Source organism: Streptomyces sp. NPDC002853 (genome assembly GCF_053591915.1).
Genome location: NZ_JBSFUS010000012.1, coordinates 25365 through 39901 on the forward strand (window position 1 = coordinate 25365; position 14537 = coordinate 39901).

At 70.7% G+C, this 14537-nt stretch carries 17 protein-coding genes and 1 pseudogene; 11 read left to right on the plus strand and 7 right to left on the minus strand.

The genetic code is table 11. The features are described 5' to 3' along the window. Positions 1–19: 19 nt before the first annotated feature. The 5 genes from ACWD02_RS30680 (at position 20) to ACWD02_RS30700 (ending at position 4626) form a co-directional block, all read left to right on the plus strand. Complete coding sequence (locus ACWD02_RS30680) at positions 20–790, plus strand: enoyl-CoA hydratase/isomerase family protein (RefSeq protein WP_451216080.1); 771 nt, start codon at positions 20–22, stop codon at positions 788–790. A 275-nt stretch (positions 791–1065) separates the two neighbouring features. Next, positions 1066–1569, plus strand: a complete 504-nt coding sequence (locus ACWD02_RS30685) for an ATP-binding protein (protein ID WP_371527060.1) — start codon at positions 1066–1068, stop codon at positions 1567–1569. Between the two features lie 395 nt (positions 1570–1964). Then, entirely contained in the window at positions 1965–2792 is an 828-nt protein-coding gene (locus ACWD02_RS30690) for a polysaccharide deacetylase family protein (RefSeq protein ID WP_451216083.1), read from the plus strand. Beyond that, positions 2792–3979 (plus strand): YncE family protein, encoded by a 1188-nt coding sequence (locus ACWD02_RS30695; protein WP_451216086.1) that lies wholly within the window; start codon positions 2792–2794, stop codon positions 3977–3979. Before ACWD02_RS30690 ends, ACWD02_RS30695 begins: the two co-directional genes overlap by 1 nt. 95 nt (positions 3980–4074) lie before the next feature. Next, entirely contained in the window at positions 4075–4626 is a 552-nt protein-coding gene (locus ACWD02_RS30700) for a glycoside hydrolase family 25 protein (RefSeq protein WP_451216089.1), read from the plus strand. 27 nt (positions 4627–4653) lie between these two features. Here ACWD02_RS30700 and ACWD02_RS30705 read toward each other — a convergent pair whose 3' ends face one another. Together ACWD02_RS30705 and ACWD02_RS30710 are read right to left on the minus strand one after the other, a co-directional pair. Continuing rightward, the gene (locus ACWD02_RS30705; protein WP_451216092.1) at positions 4654–5313 is read right to left on the minus strand and encodes an NADPH-dependent F420 reductase; all 660 of its coding nucleotides are present in this window, start codon (positions 5311–5313) and stop codon (positions 4654–4656) included. 98 nt (positions 5314–5411) lie between these two features. Beyond that, positions 5412–6446, minus strand: coding sequence for a zinc-dependent alcohol dehydrogenase family protein (locus ACWD02_RS30710; RefSeq protein ID WP_451216095.1), 1035 nt, complete (start codon positions 6444–6446; stop codon positions 5412–5414). 101 nt (positions 6447–6547) lie between these two features. Here ACWD02_RS30710 and ACWD02_RS30715 point away from each other — a divergent pair, with 101 nt between their 5' ends. Genes ACWD02_RS30715 through ACWD02_RS30725 form a run of 3 tightly spaced genes read left to right on the plus strand, consistent with a single transcriptional unit; the run spans position 6548 to position 9327 of the window. After that, the gene (locus tag ACWD02_RS30715) at positions 6548–7501 is read left to right on the plus strand and encodes an AraC family transcriptional regulator (protein WP_451216098.1); all 954 of its coding nucleotides are present in this window, start codon (positions 6548–6550) and stop codon (positions 7499–7501) included. Positions 7502–7546: 45 nt separating this feature from the next. Then, positions 7547–8215 (plus strand): RNA polymerase sigma factor, encoded by a 669-nt coding sequence (locus ACWD02_RS30720; protein ID WP_451216101.1) that lies wholly within the window; start codon positions 7547–7549, stop codon positions 8213–8215. Continuing rightward, entirely contained in the window at positions 8212–9327 is a 1116-nt protein-coding gene (locus ACWD02_RS30725) for a CU044_5270 family protein (protein ID WP_451216104.1), read from the plus strand. The genes ACWD02_RS30720 and ACWD02_RS30725 overlap by 4 nt, the downstream gene beginning before the upstream one ends. Here ACWD02_RS30725 and ACWD02_RS30730 read toward each other — a convergent pair. Continuing rightward, the gene (locus tag ACWD02_RS30730; protein WP_451216107.1) at positions 9291–9746 is read right to left on the minus strand and encodes an ABA4-like family protein; all 456 of its coding nucleotides are present in this window, start codon (positions 9744–9746) and stop codon (positions 9291–9293) included. The two genes, ACWD02_RS30725 and ACWD02_RS30730, sit on opposite strands and share 37 nt — an antisense overlap. Beyond that, entirely contained in the window at positions 9743–10729 is a 987-nt protein-coding gene (locus ACWD02_RS30735; protein ID WP_451216110.1) for a hypothetical protein, read from the minus strand. Before ACWD02_RS30735 ends, ACWD02_RS30730 begins: the two co-directional genes overlap by 4 nt. A gap of 152 nt (positions 10730–10881) precedes the next feature. Here ACWD02_RS30735 and ACWD02_RS30740 point away from each other — a divergent pair, with 152 nt between their 5' ends. Next, entirely contained in the window at positions 10882–11532 is a 651-nt protein-coding gene (locus ACWD02_RS30740; RefSeq protein ID WP_451216113.1) for a MerR family transcriptional regulator, read from the plus strand. A 42-nt stretch (positions 11533–11574) separates the two neighbouring features. On the opposite strand, the gene ACWD02_RS30745 is transcribed toward ACWD02_RS30740, so the two are convergent. Next, entirely contained in the window at positions 11575–11946 is a 372-nt protein-coding gene (locus ACWD02_RS30745) for an FCD domain-containing protein (RefSeq protein ID WP_451216783.1), read from the minus strand. Between ACWD02_RS30745 and ACWD02_RS30750 the strand changes: the two are divergent. Next, positions 11836–12096: pseudogene (locus ACWD02_RS30750) on the plus strand (ABC transporter ATP-binding protein); the annotation flags it as partial. The gene ACWD02_RS30745 and the pseudogene ACWD02_RS30750 sit on opposite strands and share 111 nt — an antisense overlap. Positions 12097–12154: 58 nt before the next feature. On the opposite strand, the gene ACWD02_RS30755 reads toward ACWD02_RS30750, so the two are convergent. Then, positions 12155–12370 (minus strand): EF-hand domain-containing protein, encoded by a 216-nt coding sequence (locus ACWD02_RS30755; RefSeq protein WP_363212409.1) that lies wholly within the window; start codon positions 12368–12370, stop codon positions 12155–12157. Between the two features lie 81 nt (positions 12371–12451). Between ACWD02_RS30755 and ACWD02_RS30760 the strand changes: the two genes are divergently transcribed. After that, positions 12452–13111, plus strand: coding sequence for a GNAT family N-acetyltransferase (locus ACWD02_RS30760; protein WP_451216116.1), 660 nt, complete (start codon positions 12452–12454; stop codon positions 13109–13111). A 22-nt stretch (positions 13112–13133) separates the two neighbouring features. Here ACWD02_RS30760 and ACWD02_RS30765 read toward each other — a convergent pair whose 3' ends face one another. Then, the gene (locus ACWD02_RS30765; protein WP_451216786.1) at positions 13134–14504 is read right to left on the minus strand and encodes an L-serine ammonia-lyase; all 1371 of its coding nucleotides are present in this window, start codon (positions 14502–14504) and stop codon (positions 13134–13136) included. Positions 14505–14537 lie beyond the last annotated feature (33 nt).

Consider the following 14537-nt stretch of genomic DNA (forward strand, 5'->3'; position numbering starts at 1 on the left):
CACGGCTAACGTGCCTCGCATGACATCTGTGCATCTCGAAGTCGCCGAGGGCGTCGGCACGATCCGCCTCGACCGCCCCCCGATGAACGCGCTCGACATCGCCCTGCAGGACCGGCTCAAGGAGCTGGCCGAAGAGGCGACCCGGCGCGACGACGTACGCGCCGTGATCATCTACGGCGGCGAGAAGGTGTTCGCGGCGGGCGCGGACATCAAGGAAATGCAGGCCATGGACCACACCGCGATGGTCGTGCGGTCCAGGGCCCTGCAGGACTCCTTCACCGCGGTCGCCCGTATCCCCAAGCCCGTCGTCGCCGCCGTCACCGGCTACGCACTCGGCGGCGGCTGCGAGCTCGCCCTCTGCGCCGACTTCCGTATCGCCGCCGACAACGCCAAGCTCGGCCAGCCGGAGATCCTGCTCGGCCTGATTCCGGGCGCGGGCGGCACCCAGCGGCTGTCCCGTCTGGTCGGCCCCTCCAAGGCCAAGGACCTCATCTTCACCGGCCGCATGGTCAAGGCCGACGAGGCGCTCACCATCGGCCTGGTGGACCGGGTCGTGCCCGCCGCCGAGGTGTACGAGCAGGCGCACCAGTGGGCCGCGCGGCTCGCCCAGGGGCCCGCGCTCGCGCTGCGCGCCGCCAAGGAGTCCGTGGACGCGGGCCTGGAGACGGACATCGACACCGGGCTCGCGATTGAACGCACCTGGTTCGCCGGTCTGTTCGCCACCGAGGACCGTGAGCGTGGCATGCGCAGCTTCGTCGAAGAGGGCCCCGGCAAGGCGAAGTTCCTCTGAATTTCCGCCGTGGCGCGACCAGTTGAGGCCGCGTCAGCCAAAGTGTCCCCCGAAGGAGCGGATTATGCGCGGCTTAAGAGAACCTTAAGTCTGAGGGCTCGGAGGCCGTAAGTGATCACCCGTAAGCGTGCAGTCATCGCAGGTCAGTGCGGGTGTGACGGGGTCCGCTCTGCCTCTGGCATATGCCTACCCGGCCCCCCGGAATGGATGGTTCCGGGGGGCTTATTCCGTCGGAACGGCCCCGGAACTCGCTGTGTGCGGCCATGATGGGGGGCATGGCGGGGCTGGAGGGTATCGAACAGCCGCGGCGACACGGGAGTGCGACCGCGGCGCGCTGGTCGCCGGCGGTTGAGGACGAACACGCGCTCAAGGCGCTCGAGCTGTTCGGCAATCCGACGGACGCGGAGGTTCCGCTGCCGTCGCGCCCGGAGTCCGCCGCCATCGCGCGCCGGCTCGCCCAGGTCGTGGTGCTCCGCCACTGGGGGCTCTCCCCGAAGCTGACCGAGGACGCGGTGCTCCTCACCTCCGAACTCGTCGGCAACGCCGTGCGGCACACCGGCGCCCGGGTCTTCGGGCTGCGGATGATGCGGCGGCGCGGCTGGATCAGGATCGAGGTGCGCGACCCCTCGCGCGGGCTGCCCTGTCTGATGCCCGTCCAGGAACTCGACCTCAGTGGCCGCGGCCTCTTCCTGGTCGACAAGCTCTCCGACCGCTGGGGCGTGGATCTGCTGCCGCGCGGCAAGACGACCTGGTTCGAGATGCGGGTCGCCGACCGCTGAGAGGCGTGGTTCCGGGGTGATGCGCGAAAGCCCCCGGTCGCCGGTGTGCGGCGCTGCGGGGGCCTTCGCGGAGCGGCCGTGGACAAAGGGGTGTGTTCCACGGACGCCGATGACGACCTGAGCCCGGGTCAATGGGGGTCGTGGTTTCGACTATGGCAGACGGGGGCCGACGATCCAAAAGCCCCTATCCGGGCATAAGGGTGCGAATCGTGTCAGTTCAAAGGTGAATCCTTGGTGAGCTGGGACACCTGCCTGGTAAACGCTGGTTAAGTTCCGGCTGTGACAGGTGTTCCGCAAGGGGCGCCGAGGTGGCCGCCCGCCTCTCGGGCCCGACCCGCGAGGAACGCGTACGGGCAATAAGCGCCTTTTGCCCTCTTTGCCCATTAAATGGTCGGGTGACCGAGACCGACCGCCGTGGAGCCCTGCGCACGGGCGCCGGCCTTGCCGCCGCGGCCGCACTCACCCCGGGCGTGCTGACCGCGGGCGCCCTCACCGCGGGCGCCCTCGCCACCGGCTGCTCCGCCCGCGAGAAAGCCCCCGCCGACCACCGGGCCGCACCCGCCACCCGGCACCGCGCCCCCGCGACACCCCGGGCAGCCCCCGCACCCCGCCGCTTCCCCGGCCTCCCTGACCAGATCGCGCACGGCCCCCGCGGCCGGCCCCGGATCGCTCTCACCTTCCACGGCCAAGGCGACCGGGCCACCGCACGCTCCATCCTCACCATCGCCGAGAAAGCAGACGCCAGGATCACGGTCCTCGCCGTCGGCAGCTGGCTCGACGAACACCCCGACCTCGCCCGGCGCATCCTCGACGGCGGCCACGAACTGGGCAACCACACCCACCACCACGTCACGATCAACGAGCTGCCCGAGGCCGACGCCTACGCGGAGATCACCGGCTGCGCCGATCGCCTGCGCCGCCTCACCGGCTCCATCGGCACCTGGTTCCGCCCCTCGCGCGCCGAGACCGCGACCCCCCTCGTCGCCCGCCTCGCCCGCCGCGCCGGATACCCGCACGTCCTCTCGTACGACGTCGACTCCCTCGACTTCACCTCGCCGGGGGCCGGGGCCGTCGCCCGCAAGATCACCACAGAGGTACGCGCGGGCTCCGTCGTGAGCCTGCACTTCGGGTACGCGGACACGGTCGCCGCGCTCCCCGCCGTCCTGGAAGAACTGGACCGCCGCGACCTGCGCGCGGTGACGACCACGGAGTTGCTGACCTGATGACCCTGCACCTGAACCTCACCCGGCGCACCGGAGCGGTCATCGCCGCCGGTGTCGTCGTCTCCGCCGCGCTCGCCGGATGCGGCGGCGAGCCCCGCGAGGACGAAGCCCTCGGCACCAAGGGCATCCAGAAGCCCACCAAACCCAAGGCCGCGGACGGCCTGCCGGGGATGCCGCCCGTGCTCGACCCCAAGGACGTCTACGCGGCCGACCGCCCGGGCAAGCTCTCCCCGGTGGTCAAGGACTTCCCCTCCCGGATCTACGTCCCCAACACCAACTCCAACACCGTCTCGGTCATCGACCCCAAGTCGTACGAGGTCATCGACACGATCGACGTCGGGGTCCAGCCCCAACACGTCGTCCCCTCCTGGGACATGAAGACGCTCTGGGTCAACAACAACCGCGGCCACACGCTCACGCCCATCGACCCCAAGACCGGCAAGGCGGGAAAGCCGGTCGACGTGCACGACCCGTACAACCTCTACTTCACGCCCAACGGCAAGCACGCCATCGTGATGGCCTCCATGGACCGGGAGCTCGTCTTCCGCGACCCGCACACCATGAAGAAGGTCAAGACGGAACCGGTCAGCTGCTACGGCGTGAACCACGCCGACTTCTCGGCCGACGGACGCTACTTCATCGTCTCCTGCGAGTTCTCCGGCGAACTCCTCAAGGTCGACACCGAGAAGATGAAGGTCATCGGCCAGCAGAAGCTCCCCTTCAAGGGCGCGATGCCGCAGGACGTGAAGATCTCGCCCGACGGCAAGACCTTCTACGTCGCCGACATGATGGCCGACGGCATGTGGGTCCTGAGCGGCGACAAGTTCGACAAGCCGAAGCTCCTGCCGACCGGCAAGGGCACCCACGGGCTGTACATCAGCCGGGACTCACGCGAGATGTACGTGTCCAACCGCGGCGAGGGTACGGTCTCCGTCTTCGACTTCCCGAAGAACAAACTCACCAAGAAGTGGAAACTCCCCGACGGCGGCAGCCCCGACATGGGCGGGGTGTCGGCGGACGGCAACACCCTCTGGCTGTCCGGGCGTTACGACTCCGAGGTGTACGCCATCGACACCCGCACCGGAGTCCAGACCGCCCGCATCCCGGTCGGCGGCGGCCCGCACGGCCTCGCGGTCTACCCGCAGCCCGGCCGCTACTCGCTCGGACACACGGGGATCTTCCGCTGAGCGGTTCAACGGTTGACCATCACGGCCACCGGGCACCACAAGGGTAGATCCAGCTGCTCCAGCTGCCCTCCCCTCTGCCGCGCAGGAGGCTGCCCGTGCTCAAAGGCATCGACGTCAGCTCGTACCAGTCCACGTTCGACACGGACGGCATCTCCTTCGTCATCATAAAAGCGACGGAAGGCCGCTCGTACGTCAATCCAAGGCTGACGGCACAGACGAAGCGAGCGCGGGACGGCGGCTGCGTGGTCGGCTTCTACCACTTCCTGTGGCCGGGGAACATCAAGGCCCAGGCGGAGTACTTCGTGAGCAAGTCCCCGGAGAAAGCGGGGGACTTGCTGGCGGTGGACTGGGAATGGACGGGAGACCGCACGCGCGCGAGCAACGCGGAGAAGGACCGGTTCATCCGCGAGGTGAAGGAGCTCCGGCCCAACCACAGGGTCATGTTGTACTGCAATCGGGATTTTTGGCTCAACCACGACAGCACGTCGTACGCGGGCGACGCCTTGTGGATCGCCGACTACGTGACGGCGGGCAAGCCACGCATCAAGGCGAAGTGGCGCATCCACCAGTACACGTCGACTCCACTGGACAAGAACGTCGCGGACTTCGCGAGCGAGGACGCGCTGAGGGAGTGGGCCAAGCCGTAGCCACTCCCGCAGCGCGACCGGCGCCCGTCAGGCGCGCCACTCCGCCGTGCGCTCCGGGGAGGCTTCGGCCAGGGCCTTGGTGATTGCTTCGGTGTCCTTGGCCAGGCCGTAGACCGGGGTGCCCGGCTGCTGGCGCCACGACTCGTCCTGGCCGCCCGTGTCGACGGTGTCGAAGCCGATCTCGTCGATGAGGTCGCGTACGACCTTCTTGGCGGCCTCGTCGTCGCCGGACACCGGCAGGGCGACGCGGCCGGGCGTGCCCTTGGGCTGGGGCTTGTCGAGGATGTCCTGGGCGTACGTGCCGTTGAAGGCCTTGATCACCGGGTGGCCGATCTGGCGTTCCGTCCAGCGGCTCTCCGTCAGGCCTTCCTCGATCTCGGCGATCTTGCCGTCGCGCTGCTGCGGGTAGTAGTTGCCGGTGTCGATGACGGCGACGTTCTCGGCGGCGTCGTCGAGGAAGCCCGACGGCAGGTTCGGTACGGCCTTCAGGGGGATCGTGACGACCACCACCTGCGCGCCGCGTGCGGCCTCCTCGACCGTGACCGGCGTCGCGCCGGTCTCCGCGGCGAGGTCCGTGAGGGTGTGCGGGCCACGGGAGTTCGCGACGGAGACGTCGTGGCCGACGGCCGTGAGGCGGCGGGTGAGGTTGCCGCCGATGTTGCCCGCGCCGATGATGCCGATCTTCATGACTGGCCCTTCCGGGGGTTGTTGCGCTGGTGTCGTACCGATACCGGAGCCAACCTCCGGAACGCGGGAGGTATTTCGGACGGGTGCGCAGGACCGCCTCAGAGTCTCACCACGATCTTGCCGGTGTGGGTATTGGCCTCCATCAGGCGGTGCGCGTCCTGGATGCGGTCGAGGCCGTCGAAGACCTCGGCGATCGGTGGACGGAAGGCCCCGTCCCGCAAGCCGTGGTTGAGGAAGGCCGTGGAGCGGCGGCGGCCGTCCGGCGTGGTGGTCAGGGTGGAGTTGGCGTAGAAGTGGATCGTCAGGCCCGCCATCCACGGGAGCTCCGCGGGGCGTGGGTCGAGCCAGCCGTAGGCGACGACGGTGCCGCCCTCCGGTACGAGCGCCTCGGCCAGGGTGCGGAAGCCGGGGCCGCCGATCGCGTCGAAGATGAGCTCCACGCCGCGCCCGCCGGTGGCCTGCCTGGTCTCCTTCACGACGTCCTCGGGGTCCTTGCCGCCGGTCACGATGACTTCCGCCGCGCCCAGATCGAGGAGCTGCTGCCTCTTCGCCTCGGTGCGCGTCGTGGCGATGGGTACGGCTCCTGTGCGCCGGGCGACCTGGATCGCGGCCGTCCCCACCCCGCTGGACGCGCCGGTGATCAATACGTGGTCGCCGGGGCGGAGGCCGCCCGTCTCGATCATGCCGCCGTACGCCGTGGTGTAGGTGAGCCAGGCGGCGGCTCCGGTGGCCGCGTCCACCTCGGCGGGGCGAGGCACTACGGCGGACGCGGGCAGGACCACGCGTTCGGCGTACACGCCCTGGGCGCTCATCTCGATGCCGGGTCCGGTGAACACCGTGTCGCCCACGGCGAATTCGGTGACTCCCTCGCCGATCCGCTCGACGACGCCCGCGGCCTCGTAGCCGAGCCGTGAGCCGGGGAGGGTGGGCTCGTAGTAGTAGCCGCCGGAGCGGAAGAGGGCTTCGGCGCGGTTGAGGCCCAGGGCCTCGACGCGGATGAGGAGTTCTCCCGGAGCGGGTGGCGTCAGCTCCACCTCGTGGATCTTCAGGACCTCGGGGCCGCCGATCTCGTCGAAGAGGACGGCGCGGGTGGTGGACGGTGTGGTGGCGGACGGTGCTGCGGTCGTTGTCATGCCGGGAACGCTATGCGGGGTGTGCGAGACGATCCATGCCTGTCAGTCTCTATTTCCTGCCCGTACGTCTCGCTGCCCTCGCTCCGGGCTACCGTACGGACATGGACGTTCTCAGTGACGCGATCACGGCCATGCGCACGGGGCGCCCGCACTCCTCCCGTACGCACAGGCGCGCCCCCTGGGGGCTAGGGTTCGCCCCCTCGAACGGCGCCGGGTTCCACGTGGTGCTCCAGGGTTCCGCCTGGCTGATTCCGGGCGGGGACGGCGCGCGGCCGGTGGCGCTCGGGCCCGGTGACGTGGTCTACCTCGCGCACGGGCGGGGGCACGCGCTGGCGAGTGCGCCCGACGTCCCCCTGGAGGGCTTCGCGCCCGAACCGGACGGGTCCTGGCCGACGACCTGGGAGAGCGAGGGTGACGGCGCGTCCACGGTGCTGCTCTGCGGGGCCTATCAGCTCGACAAGGCGCGCGCCCACCCGCTGCTCGCCGAACTGCCCGAGGTGGTGCACCTGCCGGCGAGGGTCGGCGAGCACGCATCGCTGCGTGCCGCGGTGGAGCTCCTCGGCGCCGAACTCGTGGACGAGCAGCCGGGGTCGGACGCCGTCGTGCCCGCGCTGCTGGACACGATGCTGCTCTACATCCTGCGGGCGTGGTGGCTCCAGGAGCGGCACGGCTCCGGGCATCCGACCGGCTGGTCCGCCGCGCTCGCCGACCCGGCGGTGGCGGCCGCGCTGCGGGCGGTGCACGGTGACCCGGCGCATCCCTGGACGGTGGAGAACCTCGGCGCGCTCGCGGGCCTGTCGCGTGCCGCGTTCGCCCGCCGGTTCGCGGCGACGGTGGGGACCCCGCCGCTCGCGTATCTGACGTGGTGGCGGATGACGGCGGCCGGGCGGCTGCTGCGCGAGGAGGACCTGCCGCTGCGGCAGGTCGCGGAACGGTCGGGCTACACCTCGGAGTTCGCCTTCTCCAAGGCGTTCAAGCGGGAGTTCGGGGTGGCGCCGGGACAGTACCGGCGGCTGCGGGCCGCCGGACACGACGTAGCGGGAAGTCGCGTGTGACGAGGGGCACAGGAACTCGTCCGGGAGTGCGGAGAGATACGTGGTGTGAGGCCTACTGAACTGGGAGATGGCATCCATGCACGGATCCGGGCAGGCGAGCGCGAGGCGTTCGGAGAGTTGTACGAGGCGTATGCGCGGACGGTCTACAACCACGCCCTTCGGCTGACCGGCAACTGGTCGGTTGCCGAGGAGGTCATGTCCGAGACCTTCCTGGCGGCCTGGCGCACCCGGGAGCGGCTCGAACCGGACGGCGGTTCGCTCAAGCCGTGGCTGCTCGGCATCGCGACGCACAAGGCGCAGAACGCCAACCGCGGTCTGCGGCGGCGGCTCGCGTTCCTGTCCCGGCAGCCCCCGCCGCCCGAAGTGGCCGACTTCGCGGAGGAGTCGGCGGGGCGGATGGACGACGCGCGGCGGCTCGCGGCGGTGCACGGCGCGCTGCGCAGGCTGCGCCGCCCTGAGCGTGAGGTGCTCGTGCTGTGCGTGTGGTCAGGCCTCGACTACGCACAGGCCGCGGAGGCGCTCGGTGTTCCGGTCGGCACGGTGCGCTCGCGGCTGTCGCGGGCGCGTGCGCGGCTGCGGCGGCTCAGCGAGGACGGGGCCGACGGGGTTGGTGTGCCGGAAGTGAAGAACGTGACGGAACCTCTTCGTGGTCGCGGAGAGGTGGAGAGTGAGGCCGCGTTCGCGGCCCTGCCCCTGCGGGAGGAATTCCGATGAACGCCGCCACCCCGTCCCGGGGAGAGGACGAGGCCGCTGAACTGGCCCGCCTGCTCGCGGAGTCGGACGAAGACGAATGGGAACTTCCGCCGGGGCGTCACCTTCACCACAAGGACACCCTGATGCAGCAGATCGACCGCGACAACGCCACCGTGGACCGCACAAAGCCCGCCCCCGCGTCGCCCCGCCGCAGGCTCCTGCGCCCTGCCGTGCTGATGCCGGCCGCCGCCGCGCTCGCGGTGGCCGGGGTGCTGGCCGCCACGCTTCCGGCCGGTTCCGGCGACTCCGGCGGTGTCCGTGACATGGGGGCGGGCCGAGGCGCCGGTGCGGCCGTCACGCTCGACCGGATCGCCACCGCGTCCCTGAAGGCCGACACGCAGGGGGTGAAGGACAGCCAGTTCGTGTACGTGCGCAGCCTGGTCCAGGAGAACAAGGGCGAGCTCTACGGCAAGGTGAAGCTCGGCACGCCGTTCAAGCGGCAGGTCTGGATGGCGCAGAACCCCGCCCCCGTCACGGACATCGGCCTGATCCGGGAGAGCGGCAAGGGGGCGTCGATGCCCGGTCAGGACCTGCCCATCGAGGCGTCCGCCGTGGACGGTTCCGATGACAGCGGTGCCGTTCCGGAGGGGCCCGAGCGGCCGACGTACGACTGGCTGGCCTCGCTCCCCACCGACCCCGACGCCCTGCTGAAGAAGCTGTACGCCGAGACGTCGGTGATCGAAGGGGAGGAGACGAAGGCGCAGGCGGTCTTCGACAGGATCGGCGACCTGATCGCCGAGACGATCATGCCGGCGGAGAACGCCGCCGCGTTCTACAAGGCCGTCGCGAAGCTCCCCGGGGTGACCGCGATCCCGGACGCGGTGGACGCGGCGGGCCGCCACGGGATCGGCATCACCCTCGAGGAGTCTTCGTACGCGATGCGCAGTGAATGGATCTTCGACAAAAAGTCCTTCGCCTACCTCGGCTCGCGCAGCTACCTGACCAAGGACCACAAGCCGGGCGGCAAGCCCGGCAAGGCGGGGAACCCCGAGGTCCTCTCCGGCAGAGTCGCGGTCCTGGAGCGTGCGGTGGTCGATCAGCGCGGCGTGGAACCGGCCAAGGACCGCGGCTGATCGCGCTTCTCCCGCACGGCCCGCAGCAGCAGGAAGAGCAGCAGGCCGAACGGCGAGAGGAGAATCGTCAGGACCAGGAGCGGTCCCATGACCAGCGGGTGGATGCCGATGCGCCGCGCCTCGCGGTACATCCACTGTCCGATCAGCAGGTCCCAGGCGATGACCTGGGCCCAGATCGCGCCCGCCCCGCCGGCGAGGACGAGCAACTCGCGGAATCCGTCGATGTCGGGGCTGCTGACGGCGGCCCAGAGTTCGGGGAGGACGGGCAGCGCCATCGCCACGTAGACGGAAAGGACCGGTAGGACGGTGAGGGGGGAGGCGGCGATCCGGGCGGTCGTCCGCCACCCCGGCGCGAAGATCATGAGCAGCCAGACCGGGGCGGCCAGCCAGAAGGAGAGTTCGAAGAGGAAACCGGTCATGACACGAGCTCCTTGTTGTCGTCGTCTTCCCGAAGGCTTCCGGCCGCCTGAACTGGGCGTTCTGCCCCGCCGGTCGGGGAGCGCAGGACTCCGTACGCACTCGCGGCCGTCGCGCCGATGATCAGGCCGGCGGCCGTCAGCGTCGCGCCGTCGGGGTGGATCAGGGGCTGGCCGCGCAGGGCCTGCCAGGTGACCAGGGCGAAGACGGCGGCGTACGCGGCCGAGGCGATGAGGACGAGCCGCAGTCGCACCCGGTCGTCCGCCAGCCGGCCGAAGCGGGGGCGCGCCGCGAGGACCGTCAGGCCCATCAGGAGCAGCGGGAGCAACTGCAGCGCGTGCATGCCGACGAAGTGCGGGATGCGCAGATCGCCGCCCGTGGTCGACCAGCCGGTCAGCGGCATGGAGGGGCCGCCGTCCGGTACGCCGACACTGTGGGCGCCGACGATCGGGGAGCCGCCCCGCTCCTGGCCGGGCGCGGGCTGGGTCATCAGGAACCCGACGGCCGCCCCGGCGAGCGCGACGGCGATCCCGCAGCGCATGGCCCAGGCGGACGCGCGGTCGGCGATGCGGGCCCGCAGCAGCAGGATCGCGATGAGCAGGGTGCCGAGCCACAGGATGACGACGGTGACGGCCATCGCGTTGAACAGGGCCTCGTCGAACGGGGTCTGGTGGTTGAAGTGGCTGCGCTTTCCCCGCACCACCTGCCCGGTGATGATCACCATCTCGACGAGGCTCGACGCGGCGACGACCGTGCCCGCCCACCAGCCCGCCCTCCGGCCGCGGTCGAGCAGCGAGAGCATCCAGGCGAGCGAGAGTCCGTAGGCGACGAACGAAACCGAGAACTTGAACGGCTTGAACCAGATCCGGGCCCCCGTCAGCACGCGGTCGTCTACGAGGAGTCCGACGCCGGATATGACGGCCAGGGCTGCCATGGACGCGGAGAACAGGACGAGCGGCCGGTGCCAGGAACGCCATAAAGGCATGAAAATCCCCCAGGTGTATGGATAGTGGTGCTGTCCGCTATCCGATAGCGTCACTATCTATGATGGGGGTGAGGGAAGGCAAGGGCGCTGCCGGTGACAAAGTGGCGGGCGGGAGCGCGAACGCGACCGGGAAAGTCGAGAGTGGGCAGGCCGTGCGTATTGGCGAGTTGAGCCGCAGGACCGGTGTGCCGGTCCCGACGATCAAGTACTACGTCCGTGAAGGGCTGCTCCCGTCGGGCGAGTTGAGCAGCCCCAACCAGGCGCAGTACGGCGAGACGCATGAACGCAGGCTGCGCCTCATCCGCGCGCTCCTCGAGGTGGGCGGCCTGAAGGTGTCCGCGATCGCGGACGTGCTCGGCGCGGTCGACGACCCCGACCGCCCGCTGCACAAGGTGCTCGGTGCCGCCGCTGACCGGCTCGGTACGGCGGGGGAGGCCGACGATGACGCCGAGGCCGCTACGGCGCAGGCGGCGGTCGCCGAGCTGATCGCGCGCCGCGGCTGGCGGACCCACGAGTCCAATCCCGCCGCGGCCGACCTGTCACGGGCCCTGGCCGCCATGGGCCGGGTCGGTCACGGGGCGTTCACGGAACTGCTCGACGAGTACGCCGACGCCGCCGAAATGGTCGCCCGCGCCGACCTCGGCTACGTGGACCGGCGCGTGGCGGTCGAGGACGTGGTGGAGAGCGTCGTGATCGGCACCGTGCTGGGGGAGGCGGTGTTCAGCGCGATGCGACGGATGGCGCATGTGGACGCGTCGGCGCGGCTGTACGGGGTGGCGGGGGAGGAGAGGCCAGAGGGGTAGGGGGGCTGAAGGGCCGGGGGGAATGGGGTGGCGTCCCGCCGTCTAGTGGCGACTCAGCAACCGGCCGAGCGTGTCCTGGAGTTCGGCCTGCGCCACGCGCGCCGCCTCCTCCGCGTCCCTCGCCTCGACGGCCCGTACGAGTGCGGCGTGGGCGGCGTCGCCGTGGTTCGTCTCCTCCGTCCGTACGTCGATCAGGTCGAGGAGGTTGATCAGGCCCTCCCGCAGTACGGGGGCGAACTCCGCGAAGAAGTCCGTGAGGACGGGGTTGCGGGCCGCCGCCACGACCGTCGCGTGCAGGGCGATGGCCGCGAAGGCCTCCTCGAAAGCCTGGACACCCTGCGCGCGACGCACCCCGAACTCGCGTCCGTCCTGGTCACGCACCACCTGGAGGAGCTCCCGGCGGGCACGACGCACGCGCTGCTGCTGCGCGAGGGCCGCGTACTCGCCTCCGGCCCCGTGGACGACGTACTGACGAGCGACCAGATCAGCAAGTGCTTCGACCACCCGGCGCGGCTGGAGCGCACGGAAGGGCGGTGGAGCGTGCGGGCGGCGCGGCGCGCCCGCCGAACACGCGGGAGGGGCCCGGCGCTCTCGCGTACCGGGCCCCTCCTGCGTACGGCCACTACTTCTTGTTCAGGCTCGCCCAGAACTCGTCGAAGGAGAGGCGCTTGTCCTTGTCGGTGTCCTTCGTGCCGATCACGGCCTCGGCGACCGTCTCGGTGACGTAGAAGTCCCCCATCTTCGCCATGGCCGACTTCCATTCGGCCGCCGTGATGAAGCCGTCGCCGTCCGCGTCGAACTGGTCGAACGTCTTGCGCGCTTCCTCGATGTCCGCCACCGGATCCACCCCTTCTTCGTGCACTGCTGACGAGGGTTAGGGTATCGGCCGTCCGAGGACGCGATCACAAGGAGTACGCCCATGGCCAGCACCCCTGCGACGCTCGGCACCATCCTCGACGCAGCGGCCCACGGGCGCTTCCCGCCGCCCGACGGCACGACCACCGTCGTGCCGCAGCCCTGTCACCGCGACGCGGGCGTGCTCGCCTTCACCGCGCACTCGGTGGTCTTCACGGACGAGGACCCGCGGTGGGTGCACGCCACCCTCGCCGCGCTCGACTGCGATCCGCTGGCCGCCACGATGAACCCGCGGTTCCTCGCCGCCTTCCTGGAGCGCACCGGACGCGCGACGGACACCACCGACCTCCTGACGGTGGCCGACGCCCTGCCGGGCGGCCCCGACCCGGCCCTGGGCCTGCGCGAGATCGACGACCCCGACCACCCCCGGGTGGCACGGGCCCGCAAGCGCCGCGACGACGTACGGGTGTGGGCGTCCGCCGGGGGCGGGGTGCTGGTCCTGGGCCGGGGACTCGCCGGGCGCTGGGAGGCGGCCATCGAGGTCGACGAGGACGTACGTCACCGGGGCCTCGGCCGGGCGCTCGCCCTCGCCGCCCGGCACCTGGTGCCCGGCGCGTCCCACGTGTGGGCGCAGCAGTCCCCGGGCAACGCGCGCAGCGTGCGGGTCTTCCAGGCTGCGGGGTACCGGCCGGTGGGCGCGGAGGCGCTGTTCGTGGCGCGGTGAAGGCTGCCGGCGGCCGGGGGCCTCAGCACTCGATGATGTTCACCGCGAGCCCGCCCCGCGCCGTCTCCTTGTACTTGACGCTCATGTCGGCGCCCGTGTCCTTCATGGTCTTGATGACCTTGTCGAGGGACACCTTGTGGCTGCCGTCGCCGCGCATCGCCATCTTCGCCGCGGTCACGGCCTTGACCGCCGCCATGCCGTTGCGCTCGATGCACGGGATCTGGACGAGGCCGCCGACCGGGTCGCAGGTCAGGCCGAGGTTGTGCTCCATGCCGATCTCGGCCGCGTTCTCGACCTGCTCGGGGCTGCCGCCGAGCACCTCGGCGAGGGCGCCCGCGGCCATCGAGCAGGCGGAGCCGACCTCGCCCTGGCAGCCGACCTCGGCGCCGGAGATCGAGGCGTTCTCCTTGAAGAGCATGCCGATCGCGCCCGCCGCGAGCAGGAAGCGCACCACGCCGTCCTCGTCGGCCCCGGGGATGAAGTTCATGTAGTAGTGCAGGACCGCCGGGATGATGCCCGCGGCGCCGTTCGTCGGGGCCGTCACGACCCGGCCACCCGCCGCGTTCTCCTCGTTCACCGCCATCGCGTACAGCGTGATCCACTCCATGGAGCGGGCAAGGGGGTCGCCCTCGGCGCGCAGCTGGCGCGCCGAGTTCGCGGCGCGGCGGCGGACCTTCAGGCCGCCCGGCAGGATGCCCTCGCGGGACATGCCGCGCGAGACGCAGGACTGCATGACGCCCCAGATGTCGAGCAGACCCGAGCGGATCTCCTCCTCGGTGCGCCACGCCTTCTCGTTCTCCAGCATCAGCGCGGAGATCGAGAGGCCGGTCTCGTCGGCCAGGCGAAGGAGCTCGTCGCCGGTGCGGAAGGGGTGCTTGAGGACCGTGTCGTCCGGCACGATCGGGTTCTCGCCGGCCACAGCGTCGTCGTCGACCACGAAGCCGCCGCCCACGGAGTAGTACGTCTTCTCCAGGACGAGGGCGCCCTCACGGTCGTACGCGAAGATCGTCATGCCGTTGGCGTGGTACGGCAGGGCCTTGCGGCGGTGCAGGGCCAGGTCCTCGTCGAAGTCGAAGTCGATCTCGTGCATGCCGAGGAGGTTGATGCGGCCGCTCGACTTGATCTCCTCGACGCGGGCGTCGGCGAACTCGACGTCCACCGAGCGCGGGGACTCGCCCTCCAGGCCGAGCAGCACCGCCTTCGGGGTGCCGTGGCCGTGGCCGGTCGCACCGAGCGAGCCGTAGAGCTCGGCCCGTATGGCGGTGGTGTGGGCCATCAGGCCCTCGTTCTTGAGGCGGCTCGCGAAGATGCGGGCGGCGCGCATGGGACCGACCGTGTGGGAGCTGGACGGGCCGATGCCGATCGAGAACAGGTCGAAGACCGAGAGGGCCACGAGAAACTCCAATGGTGGTTGGTAGACGCCGTC

What these genes read in the sequence shown, in the direction of transcription:
- ACWD02_RS30680 (WP_451216080.1), top strand. Translation starts at nt 20, where the DNA reads ATGACATCTGTGCATCTCGAAGTCGCCGAGGGCGTCGGCACGATCCGC.
- ACWD02_RS30685 (WP_371527060.1), top strand. Translation starts at nt 1,066, where the DNA reads ATGGCGGGGCTGGAGGGTATCGAACAGCCGCGGCGACACGGGAGTGCG.
- ACWD02_RS30695 (WP_451216086.1), top strand. Translation starts at nt 2,792, where the DNA reads ATGACCCTGCACCTGAACCTCACCCGGCGCACCGGAGCGGTCATCGCC.
- ACWD02_RS30705 (WP_451216092.1), bottom strand. Translation starts at nt 5,313, where the DNA reads ATGAAGATCGGCATCATCGGCGCGGGCAACATCGGCGGCAACCTCACC.
- ACWD02_RS30710 (WP_451216095.1), bottom strand. Translation starts at nt 6,446, where the DNA reads ATGACAACGACCGCAGCACCGTCCGCCACCACACCGTCCACCACCCGC.
- ACWD02_RS30715 (WP_451216098.1), top strand. Translation starts at nt 6,548, where the DNA reads ATGGACGTTCTCAGTGACGCGATCACGGCCATGCGCACGGGGCGCCCG.
- ACWD02_RS30725 (WP_451216104.1), top strand. Translation starts at nt 8,212, where the DNA reads ATGAACGCCGCCACCCCGTCCCGGGGAGAGGACGAGGCCGCTGAACTG.
- ACWD02_RS30730 (WP_451216107.1), bottom strand. Translation starts at nt 9,746, where the DNA reads ATGACCGGTTTCCTCTTCGAACTCTCCTTCTGGCTGGCCGCCCCGGTC.
- ACWD02_RS30735 (WP_451216110.1), bottom strand. Translation starts at nt 10,729, where the DNA reads ATGCCTTTATGGCGTTCCTGGCACCGGCCGCTCGTCCTGTTCTCCGCG.
- ACWD02_RS30760 (WP_451216116.1), top strand. Translation starts at nt 12,452, where the DNA reads ATGGCCAGCACCCCTGCGACGCTCGGCACCATCCTCGACGCAGCGGCC.